Genomic DNA, 17,159 nt, shown 5'->3' with positions numbered 1-17,159 from the left:
CTGAGTCAGTCTGCAAACGGATCCGGCAACGGATCAGCCGCACGCAGGTAACCAGCCAATGAGATTCACCAGGGAGGCTGCGCATGTTGCCGAAGACAGCTTGGTGCAGTGCGCAGCCGACGACCCGAGTGGACTCCGCTGCGGCAGGACCAGAACAGTCTCAAATCGGCCCCCCGCTCGAGCCATTTCGTAACGCCGATAATCCACATTATGTCAAGTAGGACAGAGATTGCCCCCTTCCCACATGCGCACAGGCAGCATGATGCCCGGCAAAGTCAAAGAAACTCTACCTACCAAGGCAAGCCGCGCAGATCAATAATCCCTTTGGGCCAGGCCTCTACCGGCTTGGTTCCCGCACAGATTAAGGTCGGGCCACCGCTCTCCATCACACTCATGGCATCGCGCGGCGAAACATCTCGAATGCGAGATTCAATGAGCGTGAAGCGGCATGACTGATAGAAGGCCACGACTTCTTCGCGGCATCCGAGCAAACCGAAGTCGGCAGGGGCCAAACCACGCATGGCTTCTTGCAGCGCGAAAATAACCTTGCGCCCGACACCTTGGCCACGGGAAGCTGCACTCGTCAGGACACCGCCCACGCCTGCGACGACAACCTCATCATTGCCCACGCCTACAAAGCGGCGTGCTGACGCAGCATATCCAACGAGTTCGCCACCGGCACGCGCAAGGCAGTGCAACTCGCCTCTGGCATAACCGTAGCCGTGCTTCGCATTCCAGGAACCCCAGTCTTCCGCGTATTCACTGTCAAAGAGAACGGCGATTTCTCCGTAGTCACAGGCGGAGAGTTCAGTAGTCCACCGAAGTTCAACGGAAGTCATCTGCCCACACTAACAATCGCCCACCACCAGACCTGCCGACTGATGCCAGAGACTCAGCACCTTCATACGCATTGATTAGTCCTCCCCTGTCCAAGGTTCCCGGGGCCTTCCCGGACGGATGCGCTTAGCGGAACTGAGCGAAGACACGAACCGGGCCTGCTTCAAAATCTGATCCCTCGGTCAGTCCCATGGATTGGTAGAAGGCGCGTTGCCGAGGTTCATCATCGGTGATGAGTACCGTTTGCCGAACGTGCTGGTACCGCTCCCTCACGTGATCAAAAAGGGCGCGTCCGACGCCGGTTCCCTGAAACGCCGGGTGCACCAGGATGTCTTGCACATAACAAATTGTCGCATCGTCCGAAACGGCCCGAGCGAGGCCTATTAGCTGGCCGGGTTGAGTCCGAGCCGCTGCTACGAAGGACGAGTTCCTTATCGCACGATAGAGCAGGTCCGGGTTGTTGGTATAGGCCGCCCAACCAACAGACTCATAGAGCGAAAGCAGTTCGGCATCGGATACTGGCAGGGCGGTCGATATCGTGAAAGCAGCCACTGACCTAGTGTTGCACTGGGCCTTCACCTCGCGGTTCGGGACCCGCCTTCGGCAGGTTCTTACCGTTCGCTGGAGGCATCCAAGAATCACTGAAGCGGGCGAGGAGAGGACCGGCGACCGCCAGTATCATCACATATGCTGCAGCGATGGGCCCCACCACGGTGTAGCCTGCCGCAACCGCCAAACCGGCAATGACGACAGAAAACTCACCGCGGGTGACCAGAGCGGCCCCCGCCCGGAGGCGTCCACGCTGCCGCACTCCTTCTTTTCCTGCTGCCCACCAGCCTGTACCCAGTTTCGTAGCAGCGGTCACGACGGACAACAGCAGGGCTGCAGGCAGGATGGGCCACATGTCCGCAGGATCGATGGCCAGGCCAAAGGTCACGAAGAAGATGGCTGCAAAAAGATCGCGCAGCGGGCTCAAAACGCTCCGGGCACGGTCGGCAAAGTGCTGGGGAATGGCTATACCCACCAGGAAGGCGCCCACTGCTGCGCTGGCGCCCATACCTTCGGCCACCCCGGCAACGGCCAATGTAATGCCCAGGAGGCGCAACATGACCTGTTCATTCTGGGGATGAGACAGCAGACGTCCCATCCGGTACCCGGCTTTACGTGCCGCGACCAGGGCGAGCGTCACAGCGCTCGCGGCCAGGGCAACTCCCCCGGCTGCTTGCCAGGCTCCGCCGCCCGCAAGGACGACAACCAAGATTGGAAGGAACAACGCCATGGCGATGTCTTCCAGGACCAGTATCGAAAGCACCGCCGGCGTCTCCCGATTTCCCAAACGGCCCAGGTCGTCCAGCAACCGGGCGATGATGCCTGACGAGGATATCCAGGTGACTCCCCCAAGTGCCAAAGCCGCCTGCCACGGCAGCTGCAGCACCAGTCCCAGCAGGAACCCGGGTACCGCGTTCAGCAGGAAATCGATCAAACCCGAGACACGATGCCGCTTGAGGCTGTACACCAGCTCTGCCGCGGAGAATTCGAGTCCCAACAGGAGCAGCAAAAGGACGACGCCGATCTCCCCCGCGGTTTCCACAAAGGGCCCCGCTGCATGCACCGGCAGCAGCCCGTCCTCGCCGAACGGCAACCCGGAAAGGAGGTAAAACGGGACCGGTGAAAGGCCAAGCCTGTGTGCTAGAAGCCCGAGCCCGGATAGGACGGTGAACAGCACTCCCAGTTCGATCAGGAGGAGCGACAGGTGTGTCACGTTCAGGTGGCGGTCGGCGCATTGATGAGAGCTTCGAGTGCGGCAAGCCCATCGGCCGACCCCAGGGCTATCAGGTCGTCGTCGGCCAGGAGTTGCTCTTGTGGGGTGGGGCCAGTGATCACCCGCTCCCCGCGGATGATCGCCACGATGGAGCACCCCGTCCGGCTGCGGGCCTTGCTCTCACCCAGCGGCCGGCCCGCGTACCGTGAGTTGGGCCGAACTGTGAAGCGGCTGGTTTCCAGTCCCGGGACCTCCCTGGAAAGATCCGCAAAGCGCTGCATGATCCGGGGCGCGCCCAGAAGCTCGGCCAGCTGTAAGGCTTCTTCCGGTTCCAGTTGGAGCTTGCTCACTGCCCGGTCCGGATCGTCCTCGTCAAAGGTGAGGATGTCGGCCCCGCCATTCCGATCTATCACCAGGGAGAAATTGACGTTGGTCCTCGTCTTAAGGTCATATCGCATGCCGACGCCGGGGAGCATGGTTTCGACAATTTCCACAGGACGCTCCTAGGTTGGAGGCCGATATAAGCCGACACAACGGCACAGACCCCGGAGCTGCAAAGCGGCCTTGCCGAGGATCAGGCCGAGAGGTTCTGATCGGTTGCGGGCCCGGGTACGCAATCGTCCCCGTGACGGCAACGGTATCCCGTTTTGCATCCCGGCGGGACCCCTGAATGCAGGCCTCACCGCAGGCGAACCTGATCGACTGGGATGACTTCCCGCAAACGTGCCGCGCCCGCCCCCACGGAATGCCCTGCACGCCGCGACGGTCTTTCGCCAAGCCCGCCTGTGGTGAACACTAAACAGCATGCGAACCTTTGGCGTGGAGGAAGAGCTGCTCCTGGTGGACGCCAAGACCGGCGCCCTGGCCTCCGTCTCGGAACAACTGCTCCGGGATCAGGCCGACTCTGCGACGCTGGATCCAGCCCCCGATACCGCTTCCCACAGCGGTTACAAGGGCAGCCTGATGTCGGAGGTCAAGCAGGAACAGCTCGAAGCAGTGTCGGCCCCGTACAAGGATCTGCAGGACCTGGCCGCGGGTATCAGGGCCGGACGGGCCGAGGCCGACCGGCAGGCGCGGCGCTTTGGCGCCAGGGCTGCAGCTTTGGGCACCTATCCCCTGCCTGCCACTACCAGCATCGTGCCGCGCCCGCGCTACCAGGCAATGGAATCCCGATTCGGGATGACCCTGCGTGAACAACTTACGTGCGGGTTCCACGTGCACGTTTCCGTTGCCTCCGATGAGGAAGCCGTTGCCGTGCTTGATCGGATCCGCGTCTGGCTGCCGGTCCTGCTCGCGCTCAGCACCAACTCCCCCTTCTGGCAAGGCGTGGACAGTGGCTACGCCAGCTTCCGGTACCAGGTCTGGAAACGCTGGCCCACCGCCGGGCCGACCGGCATCTTCGGCTCCCCCGATGCCTACCACCAACTGTTGGGGATGCTGCTCGAGTGCGACGTACTGCTGGATAAGGGGATGATCTATTTCGATGCGCGGCTGGGTCAACAGCATCCCACGGTCGAAATCCGCGTGGCCGATGTCTGCCTCCAAGCAGAACATGCCGCCGCCGTGGCCGCTTTGTGCCGGGCGCTGGTAGAGACGGCGGCCCGCCAATGGAGCGACGGCGGCCCGCCGCCTCCGGTACCGGCAGAACTGCTGCGCCTGGCTTCCTGGCGGGCCAGCAGGTCAGGACTGGAAGAAGAACTGCTCCACCCCTTGAAGAGCGACCGCACCCCGGCCCGAAACGTGGTCGGCGCCCTGCTCGAACACGTCGGCCCCGTGTTGGCGGAAACGGACGATCTGGAATCCATACGGACCGTCGTCGATGGAATCCTTCGGGACGGGACCGGCGCGGCAAGGCAGCGGGGAGTCCTCGCGCGCCAGCACAGACTCACTGACGTCGTCTTTGATGCCGTCAGGAACACGCACCTCCCGGCCGGCATCCTCTGAGCTTCCAGCCGGCGGAACCGCCTGGAAGTGGCAGCCGAAGGCGCTATCCGGCGTCGTAAGCGCGCTGCAGTTCGCCGATGTCGATCTTTTTCATCTGCAGCATGGCTTCCATAGCGCGTTGGGCCTTTTGCGGATCCGGCCCGGCAATCAGCTGCGGCAACACGGAGGGAATGATTTGCCAGGACAATCCGTACTTGTCCTTGAGCCATCCGCATTGGCTCTCGGCACCGCCGTCGGCGGTCAACGCGTCCCACAGCCGGTCGACCTCTGCCTGGTCGTCACAGTCCACCTGCAAGGACACCGCCTCATTGAACGTGAACTGGGCTCCCCCGTTCAGCGCAGTGAAGGACTGGCCGTCCAACTCGAACTCTACGGTCAGCACCTCACCTTCCAATCCGGGACCGCTCTCGCCGTAGTGCGTCACGTCGAGGATCTTGGAGTTGTTGAACAGCTGGACGTAGAACTGTGCTGCTTCTTCGGCCTCGCCGTCAAACCACAGGCACGGTGTGATCTTCTGCATGATGGGCTCCTCCCCTGCGTCAGTCGTACCAGAACCACCCCACGGGTGTGTGAACGGAGCGCCCGCGGCATTCAACGCCACGCAGGCCTCCCTGCTCAGCGCGCGGCGGCCAGCTCCAGGTCCGTGGCGTCCGGGCCATCCGGGTCTATCACCTGCAGGCGGCACCCCACCCCTTCGGGCGCCGCATAGCCGGGAAGCCGCTTGCTCTCACTGCAGCGGTGAAGCTCCTCGAGCGCCGCAACTTCAATCCGTGCATGCTGGAGGTTGATGGTGACACCGCGCCCGGGCGCAAGGGCGCTGGTGCGGCGGACCAGCGAATACAGCGCCACAATGTTTCGGATTGTCACGTGTCCGCGCACTTCGATGTTGGCGGATTCCCTATCGATATCCAACCGGACGACCACTCGCAGTTTGGGATCCATACTTTGTCCCCTCAAGAGTTCCCCATGGCCGCTCCTTGACCGGTGATCATCATAAAAGGACGAATGTGGCGTGGGCAACAAACACCGTGGAATATTTCGCGGGACGGAACGCGGGCTCTGCGCGGGCGGCGGCGGCGGCACCGGGTGGTCCGGTGCTTCATGTTACGGGCCGTGCCCCGCTGGCCGGCCCGCGCCGATTCGCTTCGCCGACTGGAGAGGCGCGCCTGCGCTCAGCGCACGAGCACCGCGATGCCGGTGGCGGCCGCCGCCCACAGCACGCTCGCGAACGTGCCCAGGATAAACCGCTCGGCCGCCCCGGACTGGCCGAGCTCCGAATACCGGCCCAAGCCTTTCACCGCCAGGACAACGGCCAATCCTTCCGGCCAGCCGGCCAGCAGGGTGGCCGCGATGGCCGTCCGCTCTAGCACCCCGATCCAGGCGCCTCCGCGGAGTACCGGGGATGCTTCGGGATCGGTGGTGTTGTCCGGGTGCGAGGCATTGAACGACAACCGCAGGATGGTCACGGTGGCCGGGCCACCGCCGATCGCCGCCGCAGCCACGCCCAACGCATAGGCTGCCGGACCGAGACCGCCCGAACCCAAGACCGCCAACAATCCCGCGATACCCAAGAGCAGCAGCGACACGGCGCTGGCGGCATACAGCCAGCGGTTGCCCCGGCCCTGGAACCGCTCGAAGTACATGGGCGCCGCCACCGCCGCCGCCATGCACAGCGCGACCAGTGCCATGACGCTCATCGGTCGGCCCCTTCCAGCAACGCTTGTGCCGCCAGCCGCGCGCGGCGCCACTCCTGCCAGAGTCCACTATGCAGCCTGCTCGAGACAGCCTGCTGGGTGATGCCGAGCCGGTCGGCGATTTGCTGCTGGGTGAGTCCTTCGTCACTGAGCACCCCGGCTTCGGTCGCCTGCCTGCTGCGCTTCCGTGCGACGGATACCAGCAACTGCAGCACCGCCTCGGCGTGGCCGGCCTCCGCACGGGCCCCGGAGACGGCGACGTTGCCCGGCGACACCTTGGCCGCGGTCACCGCTTCGCGGGCGCGCTCGAATGCCTCGCCGGAGCCCGCCCGCGTAGACTCCGGCAGCGGACTGACGACTCCGCCCACACCTATTCCCACACTCCAGCGGTTGCTGACGGCCAAATCCAGGGCAAGATCCGCCGCCACGGCGGCATCGGCGACCACTGCCTGCATCTCGTCGCCGGCGGTGCGTTCGAAACCGCGCACCAGCGGACGGGCAGGGTCATCATTCAAAGTGCCGAGCGCGCCCTCGACGAGGTCCAACTGGCGGCGGGACCGCCGCTGGTCCACCGTTAACACGTACATACAAACCTGCTTCCTTGTTGCTCCGATGACAAGTATGCAGGCTTGTAGGCCGCAACACAACCCTTGCTAGTCCCCCCGGTGGTGGCTCACCAGCCCCAGCAGGTTGCCTTCGGAGTCGCGAATGAAGGCCATCCACTCGTCCATGCCCGCAGGCCCCAAAGCATCGTCGGCATGCCGGAAAATGATGTGTGGTTCTTCGACAATCGGTGTTCCGGCGGCGCGCAGCTCCTCGACCCGGTCCCGGACCGACTCGACCTCCAGGTACAACAGGGCGGCTGGCGCGCCCACCTCCAGCAGGAGGCGCACGCCGTCGAGATCGAAGAACACCAGGCCCGGCGGGTCGAACACCCCGGCCGGCGGATAACCGAGCAGGTCGGTGTAGAAAGCGGTTGCCCGCTCGAGCTCATGCACGCCGAGCGCGACCTGTGCCAACTTCATGAATGCCGTTCCTCCCCCTCGGCCGCGGGCTGCGGCCCCTGCCCGACTGCGCCGAGTTCCAGCCCCTGACCGGCTCGTCCCTCGAATCGTACGCCCGCCCGCGCCCGATAGTGTGGAGGGGTGACTGAAACATCGCCCCGGCTCCGCACCGGCATCCCGTTGGCGGCAGCATCGCTGGACCTGGCCGCCGTCGTCATTTTTGCGGCAGCGGGCCGAAACACGCACGAACACGGACTGGCCCTGGCCGGAATCCTGATCACCGCGAGCCCGTTCCTGGCCGGCGCGCTCGTCGGCTGGCTGGCCTCGCGGGGCTGGCGCCGCCCGGCCGCCCTCTGGCCGACCGGAGTCGCCGTCTGGCTGGCCGCAGTGGTCTTGGGACTCGCCCTGCGCGGCCTCGCCGGGGGCGGGCTGGCCCTGTCCTTCCAGATCGTCGCCCTCCTGGTGCTCGGCGCCCTCCTGCTGGGTTGGCGGGCGGCGGCCGCGCTGTTCATCAAACTACGTTTCGCCCGGCGGGTGGAATAACCTCGGTTATAGGGAAGAACACCCAGTTCCAGCAGAAAGGCAGTGCAGTGGCTACAGCATTCGTTCTCATCCGGACCGATGCGACCCGGATTCCGGAGTGCGCCCAGGAGATCTCCGAGATCGAGGGCATCAGCGAGGTCTATTCGGTCACCGGCGAATGGGACTTGATCGCTGTGGCCCGCGTCGCCAAGCACGACGAGCTGGCCGATGTCATTGCCGACCGGCTCTCGAAGGTCCAAGGCGTGCAGGCAACGACGACCCACATCGCCTTCCGCGCCTATTCGAAGCACGACCTGGACGCGGCCTTCTCGCTCGGATTCGAGCACTAGGCTTCACAACCGTGCAGGAGTGCCCCGGACATCCTGTCCGGGGCACTCCTGGTTAAGCTGCGCCGTCCGAAGGCGGGCCCTGGGTCAGCGGGTGGCGTCGATCCAGCGCTGCAGCGCCTCGGCGGCCGCACCGCTGTCGATGGCTTCCTCGGCCCGTCCCAAACCTACGGCCAGCCGTTCCAGCAACGGCGCGTCGGCTGTTGTGTCGTTGGCCACCAGGGCTGCGGCTGCATTGAGGACGACGGCGTCGCGCACCGGTCCCTTGTCCCCCGCGAGCACGCGGCGCACGACGTCGGCATTCGCGGCGGCGTCGCCGCCGCGCAGGTCGTCCAGCGTGGCCCGGGGGATGCCGAGGTCCAGCGGGTCCAGCTCGTGTTCCGTCACGCCGCCGTCACGCACCTCCCAGACCGACGAGGGGCCCGTGGTGGTCAGCTCATCCAGGCCGTCCCCGCCGCGGAAAACGAGCGCGCGGATCCCCCGGGTAGCCAGCACGCCGGCGATCAGCGGCGCCAGCCGGGCATCGGCAACGCCGATGGCCGCCGCCGTGGGATTCGCCGGGTTGGTCATCGGACCCATGAAATTGAAAGCGGTGGCCACACCGAGTTCCGCGCGCACCGCGCCCGCATAGCGCATGGACGGGTGGAACACCTGGGCGAAACAGAACGTGATCCCCGCTTCGACGGCGGTCTGAGCCACCCGCTCCACCGGGAGGTCAAGGCGCACCCCGAGGGCTTCGATCACATCGGCCGAACCGGACGACGACGACGCGGCGCGGTTTCCGTGCTTGACGATCCGGGCGCCGGCCCCCGCGCAGACCAGGGCGGCCATGGACGAGATGTTCACGGTATTCTGCCGGTCCCCGCCGGTACCGACGATGTCCAGCTTCTCCCCCGGAATGTCGATCGGCCGGGCGTTGCCGACCATGGCCGCCACCAAGCCGGTCAGCTCATCGACCGTCTCCCCCTTGGCCCGCAGCGCGACCAGGAAGCCGGCCATCTGCGCGTCGGAGGCCCCGCCGGACATGATGGTGTTCATCGCCCACTGGGTTTGGGCCGTCGTGAGGTCCTGCTGCGAGATCAGGGCCGAGATCAGTTCGGGCCAGGTGGGTGTGTTCTGAGCGTTGGGTTCGGTCGTCACTTCACTAGGTTATCTACGTTTTGTAGAAACTTCCGGATTGTTAACTTCCGCGCCGTTCCGCGGAATCCAGCGGTTCAGGAACCGAAACGCGGCGCCACGCGTTCAAATGCATTGGTGAAGTGGGCAGATTTATAGACATAATGGCCTTGTGACAACTGCAACCCATGCCCCCAGTACCCCGGCGCATCCAACGCTGAACCGCCCCAATCTGGTTTCCGTCGGAACCGTTGTGTGGCTCTCCAGCGAGCTGATGTTCTTCGCCGGCCTTTTCGCTATGTACTTCACGCTCCGCGCCACCTCAGGCGACATGTGGGCGATGGAAACCGCGAAGTTGAATGTCCCGTTTGCGCTGGCCAACACCATCATCCTGGTGTCCAGCTCCTTCACCTGCCAGTACGGCGTCTTCGCCGCAGAGCGCTTGCAGGCCCGCCGTTCCGGCGGGCTCTTCAATGTCGCCAAGTGGGGCATGGTCGAATGGTTCCTGCTGACATTCCTCCTCGGCGCCATCTTCGTCTCCGTCCAGGCTTACGAATATGCGGTGCTCGTCTCCGAAGGCGTCTCGCTGTCCTCCAATTCCTATGGTTCGGCGTTCTACATCACCACCGGCTTCCACGGCCTCCACGTCACAGGCGGCCTCATCGCTTTCCTGCTGATCATCGGCCGCGCCTACGTCGCCAAGAAGTTCGGCCATTTCGAAGCCACATCGGCCATCGTCACGTCGTACTACTGGCACTTCGTCGACGTCGTGTGGATCGCTCTCTTCATCATCATCTACTTCCTCAAGTAGACGGCAGAAAGGTCCGCGCCTCGCTGCGGACCCAGCCGGCCGAACATCTACACAAACGCACCGCAAAGTTAGGAACCAACAAGTGAAGGCACTCTCCCAGAGGCGACGACATCCCCTGGCGGCCGTTGCCCTGCTGCTCATGGGACTGCTCGTCACCGGCGGACTGTACGCCGTTGCCGGCAACGTCAACGAGGCCAAGGCCCAAACCACCACCTTTTCCGCGCAGGACATCGAAGAGGGCGAGAAGCTCTTCGTGGCCAACTGCGCAACTTGTCACGGAATCGGTGCTGTCGGGGCCCCGGAGGGTGCGCACGGCAACCAGGCCGGTCCGTCGCTGATTGGCGTCGGCGCGGCCGCCGTCGACTTCCAGGTAGGAACCGGCCGCATGCCCATGCAGATGTCCGGCCCCCAGGCAATGGAAAAGCCGAACCAGTTCAACGAAGAGCAGACCATGCAGCTGGCGGCATACGTAGCCTCCCTCGGCGCCGGTCCCGCGATTCCGGCGGACGAATTCCTCGACGTCTCCCAGGGTGATCCTGCCGCCGGCGGCGAGATCTTCCGGGTCAACTGCGCCATGTGCCACAACGCTGCCGCAGCGGGTGGGGCCCTGACGCGCGGCAAGTTCGCGCCGGCGCTGAGCGGCGTCAGCGAAGCGCACATCTACGAGGCCATGGCCACCGGTCCGCAGAACATGCCGGTATTCAGCGACGCGAACATCTCCCCCGAGGAGAAGCGCGACGTCATCGCCTTCCTGAAGACCATCGAAGAGCAGCCCTCCCCCGGCGGGTTCGCGCTTGGGGGGCTCGGCCCCGTGTCCGAGGGCCTGCTGATGTGGACGCTTGGATTGGGCGTGGTCATCGCGTTCACCATCTGGCTGACCCAGCGGTCGTCCTAACCTTCGCTTCCGGCGGCCCCAGCGGGCCGCCGGAGAAGCGCCAACAGTCATTATGAGTTTTGAACTATTTAGAGAAGGATGAGAGGGATCATGGGCGACCATAGTCACGGCAGTCCGAACACCTCGGGCACCGTTGCTACGGCTGGTCAGAGCGACGTGGAGAAGTTTCAGGATCCTGGACTCCCCCCGCACCGCCCGCGCCTTGCCGACAAAGATCCCCGGGCGGAAAAGCGAGCCGAACGCCAGGTTGCGATACTCTTCGTAATCTCCATCATCGGCACCGTGCTTTTCTTCGTCGGGTACTTTGGCATCCGCTTGGATGACACCACCGCAACGCTGCGACTGCAGAACTTCACCCTCGGCATGGGCACCGCCTTTGCCATGCTGGGCATTGGCGTGGGCATTGTCCACTGGGCCAAGACCCTCATGCCGGACCACGAAATCGTGGAAGAGCGCCACGAGGTCCGCACCGAGGAAGACCGCAAGGACGCCGAGCAGATCATCGGCCAGGTCCTCGACGAGTCGGGCATCTCCCGCCGTCCGTTGATCCGCAACACCCTGATCGGCGCCGGCGTGCTGGCGATCCTGCCGGCCATCGGCATCTTCCGCGACCTGTCCAAGGACCTCAACCCGGACGTGCTGCGGCACACCATGTGGGACGCAGGCGTCCGGTTGACCCGCGACCCGAGCGGCACCCCGATCAAGGCCTCGGATGTCACCATTGGTTCGGCGTTCCACGTCATCCCCGAGGGGCTCAACGAGGCCGAGCACAAGCTCGAGGAGAAGGCCAAGGCCGTCGTCCTCTTGATGCGCCTGAATCCCGACGTGCTCCAGGTCTCCCCAGGCCGTGAAGACTGGAACTACAATGGCATCGTTGCGTACTCCAAGATCTGTACCCACGTTGGCTGCCCGGTGGCGCTGTACGAACAGCACACGCACCACCTGCTCTGCCCTTGCCACCAGTCGACCTTCGATGCAGCCCAGGAATGCAAGGTTGTGTTCGGCCCGGCCGCACACGCCCTTCCCCAGCTGCCGATCAGCGTCGACGACGAGGGCTACCTGATCGCCACCAGCGATTTCCATGAACCTGTTGGACCGAGCTACTGGGAGCGTGGCTAAGCATGAGCGCTTCAACTGATACCTACGTACCCAAGACGCGGGCCGGACGGATCACCAACTTCGTCGACACCCGCGTCGGCGGTTCAGGGATCGTCAAGGAATTCGGCCGGAAGATCTTCCCGGACCACTGGTCCTTCATGTTCGGCGAAGTGGCGCTGTACTCCTTCGTCATCCTGCTGCTCACCGGAACGTTCCTGACGTTCTTCTTCGATCCTTCGATGGCTCATACGCACTACGCCGGACCGTATGTGCCGCTCAAGGGCGTCGAAATGTCCGTCGCCTACCAGTCCACCCTGGAGATCTCGTTCGAGATCCGCGGCGGCCTGTTCATGCGCCAGCTGCACCACTGGTCTGCGCTGCTGTTCGTTGCCTCGGTTTCGTTCCACATGCTTCGGGTGTTCTTCACCGGTGCGTTCCGCCGCCCGCGTGAGCTGAACTGGGTTGTCGGCTGTGTCCTGTTGATCCTGGCCCTGGCTGCCGGCTTCACCGGCTACTCCCTGCCGGACGACCTGCTTTCCGGCAACGGCCTGCGCATCATCGACGGCGTGATCAAGGCAATCCCGCTGGTCGGTACCTACATTTCGCTGCTGCTCTTTGGCGGCGAGTTCCCCGGTACGGACATCGTGGGTCGCCTGTACGTGCTTCACATCCTGCTGGTCCCGGCCTTGATCCTCCTGATGATCGCCATCCACCTGTTCATGGTTGTCGTGCACAAGCACACCCAGTACCCCGGCCCCGGCCGTTCCGAGACCAACGTCGTCGGCTTCCCGATCGGCCCGGTCTATGCGGCCAAGGCAGGCGGCTTCTTCTTCGTTGTCTTCGGAATCCTGGCCGTCATTGCGGCGAACTTCCAGATCCTGGCGATCTGGGACTACGGGCCCTACGACCCCTCCCCCGTCTCGGCCGGTACCCAGCCTGACTGGTACATCGGCTGGGTGGACGGCGCGCTGCGCCTGATGCCCGGTGTCGGCGAGTTCGTGATCTTCGGCCGGACCATTTCGCTCAACGTGCTCCTCCCGGCCCTCGGCCCGGCGGCCCTGCTGTTCACGGTGATGTTCGCATGGCCGTGGATCGAGAGCTGGATCACCAAGGACACCCGCGAGCACCACATCCTGGACCGCCCGCGCAACGTTCCGTTCCGCACCGCCACCGGCGTCGCCGGCATCGTCTTCTACTCGGTGATGTGGGCAGCTGCCAGCTCCGACTTGATCGCCACGCACTTCCACGTGTCGCTCAACGACGTGACGTACTGGCTGCGCGCGCTGTTCTTCCTGGGCCCGATCCTCGGCTTCATCGTCACGCGCCGCATTTGCCTGGCGCTGCAGCGCAAGGACCGCGAGATCGCCCTCCATGGCCGGGAGACCGGACGCATTGTCCGCCTGCCGCATGGAGAGTTCATCGAGGTCCACGAGCCGCTGAACGAGTACAAGCAGTACCGGCTGGTCAGCTACGAGTCGCCCGAAGTGATCCCGGCGCAGCCGAACCGGGCCGGGCACATCAAGCGCTCCGAGAAACTGCGTGGCGCCCTGTCGCGGTTCTTCTTCGAAGACCGTGTGGCACCGGTTACCCCGGCCGAGCTGGAGGCTGCGCACAGCCACCACGCTGAGGTTGAGGCACCTGCCGAGAAGGCGGAAGTCAGCGCCCGCTAAGGCAACGACTGCAAAAAGAATGGCCCCGGACCTGGTCCGGGGCCATTCTTTTGCCTGCACCCGCCCGTTAGCCCCTGCCCGGGCTGAGCCACGGCGACGGGCGGCCGCGCCGCCGCGCCGCTGGCGCGCTCCCCCGGTTGCGCAGGGGGTTCAACATGCTGACCGGTGTTGCAGCCGGGTACCGCGGGCCACGGGTGATGTCCGACGCTGCTTCGGCCGGTCACTGGGGCAGGTGCGGCACGGGCGGGCAGGGTGCGCGGGCGGGCTAGTGCGGCCGGCCACAGGCGAGTCTTGCGGCCGCAGACCTGCATTGCCCAACTGCCGGCGTCCTCGGCCGGCGGTACCATAGCGGCCAGACAGCCTGCAGCGGCGCCGTGGCGCCCCTAAAAACGCTTGACGTTGTAGGAACGCGGGACGCGTCCCCCGGGCCGCTGCAGGGGGACCCACAGCTTGTAGCGGTCCGCGCGGTAATAAGAGATCGAGAAGTCAACCATGGTCTTGGAGACGTAGGCATGCCGCTGGATCTTCAGCAGCGGCGATCCAATGTCCACACTCAGGAGCCGCGCGATCGAGGGCTGGGCAGCGGTTGCCTCGATGGTGTCCTCTCCCCACTCCATGATCAGTCCGTAGCGTTCGCTCAGGACGTTGTACAGCGACGACGGCGGTCCCTCGTCGAGGATCCCCGGCACCCGCTGCGCCGGGATGAAGTTCTCGTCCACGCTCATCGGTTCGGCGTCCGCCAGCAGCAGGCGGCGGAAGCGCACGACCGGCTGGCCCTCCTCGATCTGCAGCTCGCGGGCCACCAGCGGAGTCGCGCCGATCTGCTCGAAGCTGAGGACACGGGCATCGGGAACCATGCCGCGGCGTTGCATCTCTTCGCTGTAGGAGGTGAGCTTGACCTGCAGGTCCAGCTTGGGCTGCCGCACAAACGTTCCCAGACCGACAATGCGTTCGAGCACCTGCTCGGCGACGAGTGAGTCGATCGCCTGGCGCACGGTCATCCTCGCCACCCCGAAGCGTTCTGTCAGTTCCCTCTCCGAGGGAAAAGCCGCTCCGGGTTCGCAGCGCTCCTGGGCATGCCTCCGCAATATGTCCCTGAGCTGGACGTGTTTCGCGGTGCGGGAGGAGCCGTCGAGCTCACCCTCGATCGCGGCGGCGTTCACGGACATGCGGCCTCCTGCTCAGCCGGTTGAATTCCTCCCATTCTAGCGGTCTAGACCAGCGAGCCCGCCCACGGCCGGTGCGCGGGGACACGGAAAGGGTCCGGAACCATTGCGGTTCCGGACCCTTTTCGCTTGCAGCTGCGGGAATTAGTGCGCGTGGTCTCCGCGGCTGTATTCGTAGACCCATCCGATGATGGCCACCGTGGTGAGGCCGGCTGCGATGTAGACGATCCACCAGCCAACCGCCAGGCCCATGAAGCCGGTGGCGGCACCGAGGCCCAGCACGATCGGCCACCAGCTCCACGGGCTGAACATGCCCTGCTCGCCGGCACCCTCATGGATTTCCGCGTCGACCCGGTCCTCAGGACGGGCACCGATGCGCCGCGCCGTGAACCAGAGGTAACCGCCGATCATCACGGACAGTCCGGCCGTCAGATACAGTGCCAGCCAACCGACGGGCTCTTCCCAGTTGCCCATGAACCCGTAGACGGTGGCAACGAGGGCGAAGAACGGCGCAAGCGCAATGAATAGCCAGGCTTCAATCTTCACAGTTATGCGTCCTTCTGGTCAGCGGGACCGGCCAACTGGGCCACCGGCGCCGGAGTCGTCGGGGTGTGCCGCGGTGCCAGCTCCGGGTGGTGCAGGTCCAGCGCAGGACGCTCCGACCGGATGCGGGGCAGCGAGGTGAAGTTGTGCCGCGGCGGCGGGCAGGAGGTCGCCCACTCAAGCGAACCACCGAAGCCCCAGGGGTCGTCTACCTCCACCTTCTTGCCGTTGCGCCAGGTGATGTACACGTTCCAGAAGAACGGGATCATCGAGGCGCCGAGCACAAAGGATGCAACGGTGGAGAACTGGTTCATCGCAGTGAACCCGTCTTCCGGCATGTAGTCCGCGTAGCGGCGGGGCATGCCCTCGACGCCGAGCCAGTGCTGGATGAGGAAGGTCCCGTGGAAGCCCAGGAACAGCATCCAGAAATGGATCTTACCGAGGCGCTCGTTGAGCATCTTGCCGGTCCACTTGGGCCACCAGAAGTAGAAGCCCGCGAACATCGCGAACACGACGGTACCGAAGACCACGTAGTGGAAGTGCGCCACCACGAAGTAGGTGTCGGAGACGTGGAAGTCCAGCGGGGGCGAAGCCAGGATGATGCCGGTCAGGCCGCCGAACAGGAAGGTGGCCAGGAAGCCCAGGCTCCACAGCATTGGCGTCTCGAAGGTGATCGATCCGCGCCACATGGTGCCGATCCAGTTGAAGAACTTCACGCCGGTGGGCACCGCGATGAGCATCGTCATGAAGGCGAAGAACGGCAGCAGCACGGAGCCGGTGACGTACATGTGGTGGGCCCAGACCGTCACGGACAGCGCGGCGATGGCGATGGTGGCGTAGACCAGGCCCTTGTATCCGAAGATCGGCTTGCGGCTGAACACCGGGAAGATCTCGGAAACGATGCCGAAGAACGGCAGGGCGATGATGTAGACCTCGGGATGGCCGAAGAACCAGAACAGGTGCTGCCAGAGGATGGCGCCGCCGTTCTCCGGGTTGAAGATGTGCGCACCGAAGCGCCGGTCGGCACCCAGAGCGAACAGCGCCGCGGCCAGGGGCGGGAAGGCCATCATGACGAGGATGGCGGTGACCAGCGTGTTCCAGGTGAAGATCGGCATCCGCCACATCGTCAGGCCGGGAGCGCGCATGGTGATGATCGTGGTGATGAAGTTGACCGAACCGAGGATGGTGCCGAAGCCGGACAGCGCCAGGCCAAAGACCCACAAGTCCCCGCCCACTCCCGGGGAGAAGGTGGTGTTGGACAACGGCGCATAGGCGAACCAGCCGAAGGACGCTGCGCCCTGCGGCGTGATGAACCCGGCCACGGCAATCATGCTGCCGAACAGGAAGAACCAGAAAGCCAGCGCATTCAGGCGCGGGAACGCAACGTCGGGTGCGCCGATCTGCAGCGGCATGATGACGTTTGCGAAGCCGGCGAACAGCGGCGTGGCGAACATCAGCAGCATGACCGTGCCGTGCATGGTGAACAGCTGGTTGTACTGTTCCTTGGTCTGCAGGATCTGCATACCGGGCTCGAACAGTTCGGCGCGGATGACCAGGGCCATCACGCCGCCGAGGCAGAAGAAGATGAACGACGTGATCAGGTACATGTACCCGATGGTCTTGTGGTCCGTGGAGGTGATCCAGTTGACGACGATGCGCCCCTTGGATACCGGCACGACGCGCGGAGCTACCGTGGTAGCCCGGTCGTCAGCTGTGTATTCGTACGTTGACACTTGTGGCCCTCGCTCCT

Annotated in this window: 20 protein-coding genes; 7 read left to right on the top strand and 13 right to left on the bottom strand. The window is 64.7% G+C overall.

The genetic code is table 11. The features are described from left to right. Positions 1–290 precede the first annotated feature (290 nt). From AC5RVS_RS16635 to AC5RVS_RS16620, 4 genes are all read right to left on the bottom strand, one after another. Positions 291–839: a GNAT family N-acetyltransferase gene (locus AC5RVS_RS16635; protein ID WP_494108954.1), complete on the bottom strand. Its 549-nt coding sequence runs from the start codon at positions 837–839 to the stop codon at positions 291–293. 124 nt (positions 840–963) lie between these two features. After that, positions 964–1,389, bottom strand: a complete 426-nt coding sequence (locus tag AC5RVS_RS16630; RefSeq protein ID WP_494108953.1) for a GNAT family N-acetyltransferase — start codon at positions 1,387–1,389, stop codon at positions 964–966. A 4-nt stretch (positions 1,390–1,393) separates the two neighbouring features. After that, complete coding sequence (locus AC5RVS_RS16625; RefSeq protein ID WP_494108952.1) at positions 1,394–2,599, bottom strand: cation:proton antiporter; 1,206 nt, start codon at positions 2,597–2,599, stop codon at positions 1,394–1,396. 2 nt (positions 2,600–2,601) lie between these two features. After that, positions 2,602–3,093 (bottom strand): cation:proton antiporter regulatory subunit, encoded by a 492-nt coding sequence (locus AC5RVS_RS16620; RefSeq protein ID WP_493987192.1) that lies wholly within the window; start codon positions 3,091–3,093, stop codon positions 2,602–2,604. A gap of 310 nt (positions 3,094–3,403) precedes the next feature. Here AC5RVS_RS16620 and AC5RVS_RS16615 point away from each other — a divergent pair, with 310 nt between their 5' ends. Next, positions 3,404–4,543: a glutamate--cysteine ligase gene (locus AC5RVS_RS16615; RefSeq protein ID WP_494108951.1), complete on the top strand. Its 1,140-nt coding sequence runs from the start codon at positions 3,404–3,406 to the stop codon at positions 4,541–4,543. A gap of 43 nt (positions 4,544–4,586) precedes the next feature. Here the strand turns inward: AC5RVS_RS16615 and AC5RVS_RS16610 are convergent, their stop codons facing one another. The 5 genes from AC5RVS_RS16610 to AC5RVS_RS16590 all read right to left on the bottom strand — a co-directional run bounded on the left by AC5RVS_RS16610 (position 4,587) and on the right by AC5RVS_RS16590 (position 7,262). Continuing rightward, positions 4,587–5,063: a VOC family protein gene (locus AC5RVS_RS16610; protein WP_493987190.1), complete on the bottom strand. Its 477-nt coding sequence runs from the start codon at positions 5,061–5,063 to the stop codon at positions 4,587–4,589. A gap of 95 nt (positions 5,064–5,158) precedes the next feature. Further along, positions 5,159–5,485: a hypothetical protein gene (locus tag AC5RVS_RS16605; protein ID WP_494108950.1), complete on the bottom strand. Its 327-nt coding sequence runs from the start codon at positions 5,483–5,485 to the stop codon at positions 5,159–5,161. Positions 5,486–5,715: 230 nt separating this feature from the next. Next, entirely contained in the window at positions 5,716–6,240 is a 525-nt protein-coding gene (locus tag AC5RVS_RS16600; RefSeq protein ID WP_493987188.1) for a hypothetical protein, read from the bottom strand. Next, positions 6,237–6,824 (bottom strand): sigma factor-like helix-turn-helix DNA-binding protein, encoded by a 588-nt coding sequence (locus AC5RVS_RS16595; RefSeq protein ID WP_494108949.1) that lies wholly within the window; start codon positions 6,822–6,824, stop codon positions 6,237–6,239. The genes AC5RVS_RS16600 and AC5RVS_RS16595 overlap by 4 nt, the downstream gene beginning before the upstream one ends. Before the next feature lie 66 nt (positions 6,825–6,890). Beyond that, complete coding sequence (locus AC5RVS_RS16590) at positions 6,891–7,262, bottom strand: VOC family protein (RefSeq protein ID WP_494108948.1); 372 nt, start codon at positions 7,260–7,262, stop codon at positions 6,891–6,893. Positions 7,263–7,382: 120 nt separating this feature from the next. Between AC5RVS_RS16590 and AC5RVS_RS16585 the strand changes: the two genes are divergently transcribed. Then, entirely contained in the window at positions 7,383–7,784 is a 402-nt protein-coding gene (locus tag AC5RVS_RS16585; RefSeq protein WP_494108947.1) for a DUF3054 domain-containing protein, read from the top strand. Between the two features lie 47 nt (positions 7,785–7,831). Then, the gene (locus AC5RVS_RS16580) at positions 7,832–8,113 is read left to right on the top strand and encodes an Lrp/AsnC family transcriptional regulator (RefSeq protein WP_493978425.1); all 282 of its coding nucleotides are present in this window, start codon (positions 7,832–7,834) and stop codon (positions 8,111–8,113) included. Between the two features lie 84 nt (positions 8,114–8,197). On the opposite strand, the gene trpD is transcribed toward AC5RVS_RS16580, so the two are convergent. After that, positions 8,198–9,250, bottom strand: a complete 1,053-nt coding sequence (gene trpD, locus AC5RVS_RS16575; RefSeq protein WP_494108946.1) for an anthranilate phosphoribosyltransferase — start codon at positions 9,248–9,250, stop codon at positions 8,198–8,200. Positions 9,251–9,398: 148 nt separating this feature from the next. On the opposite strand from trpD, the gene ctaE reads away from it, so the two are divergent. From ctaE to qcrB, 4 genes are all read left to right on the top strand, one after another. Beyond that, complete coding sequence (ctaE, locus tag AC5RVS_RS16570; protein WP_493987183.1) at positions 9,399–10,037, top strand: aa3-type cytochrome oxidase subunit III; 639 nt, start codon at positions 9,399–9,401, stop codon at positions 10,035–10,037. Positions 10,038–10,119: 82 nt separating this feature from the next. Next, positions 10,120–10,932 (top strand): cytochrome bc1 complex diheme cytochrome c subunit, encoded by an 813-nt coding sequence (gene qcrC, locus AC5RVS_RS16565; protein ID WP_493987182.1) that lies wholly within the window; start codon positions 10,120–10,122, stop codon positions 10,930–10,932. 90 nt (positions 10,933–11,022) lie between these two features. Next, the gene (gene qcrA / locus AC5RVS_RS16560) at positions 11,023–12,051 is read left to right on the top strand and encodes a cytochrome bc1 complex Rieske iron-sulfur subunit (RefSeq protein ID WP_493987181.1); all 1,029 of its coding nucleotides are present in this window, start codon (positions 11,023–11,025) and stop codon (positions 12,049–12,051) included. 2 nt (positions 12,052–12,053) lie between these two features. After that, entirely contained in the window at positions 12,054–13,700 is a 1,647-nt protein-coding gene (gene qcrB, locus AC5RVS_RS16555) for a cytochrome bc1 complex cytochrome b subunit (RefSeq protein ID WP_493987180.1), read from the top strand. Positions 13,701–14,083: 383 nt separating this feature from the next. Here the strand turns inward: qcrB and AC5RVS_RS16550 are convergent, their stop codons facing one another. The 3 genes from AC5RVS_RS16550 to ctaD form a co-directional block, all read right to left on the bottom strand. After that, positions 14,084–14,869 carry a GntR family transcriptional regulator gene (locus AC5RVS_RS16550; protein ID WP_493987179.1) on the bottom strand — a complete coding sequence of 262 codons (786 nt, stop codon included), beginning with the start codon at positions 14,867–14,869 and terminating at the stop codon, positions 14,084–14,086. A 141-nt stretch (positions 14,870–15,010) separates the two neighbouring features. Then, the gene (locus AC5RVS_RS16545) at positions 15,011–15,412 is read right to left on the bottom strand and encodes a cytochrome c oxidase subunit 4 (protein WP_493987178.1); all 402 of its coding nucleotides are present in this window, start codon (positions 15,410–15,412) and stop codon (positions 15,011–15,013) included. A gap of 2 nt (positions 15,413–15,414) precedes the next feature. Beyond that, a complete protein-coding gene (ctaD, locus tag AC5RVS_RS16540) occupies positions 15,415–17,142 on the bottom strand; it encodes an aa3-type cytochrome oxidase subunit I (RefSeq protein ID WP_493987177.1) in 1,728 nt (575 codons plus the stop codon). Between the last annotated feature and the right edge of the window lie 17 nt (positions 17,143–17,159).

This window comes from Arthrobacter sp. Y3221048, assembly GCF_059092685.1.
The sequence above is the reverse complement of the archived record's forward strand: the minus strand, read 5'-3'. Positions and strand labels throughout refer to the sequence as shown.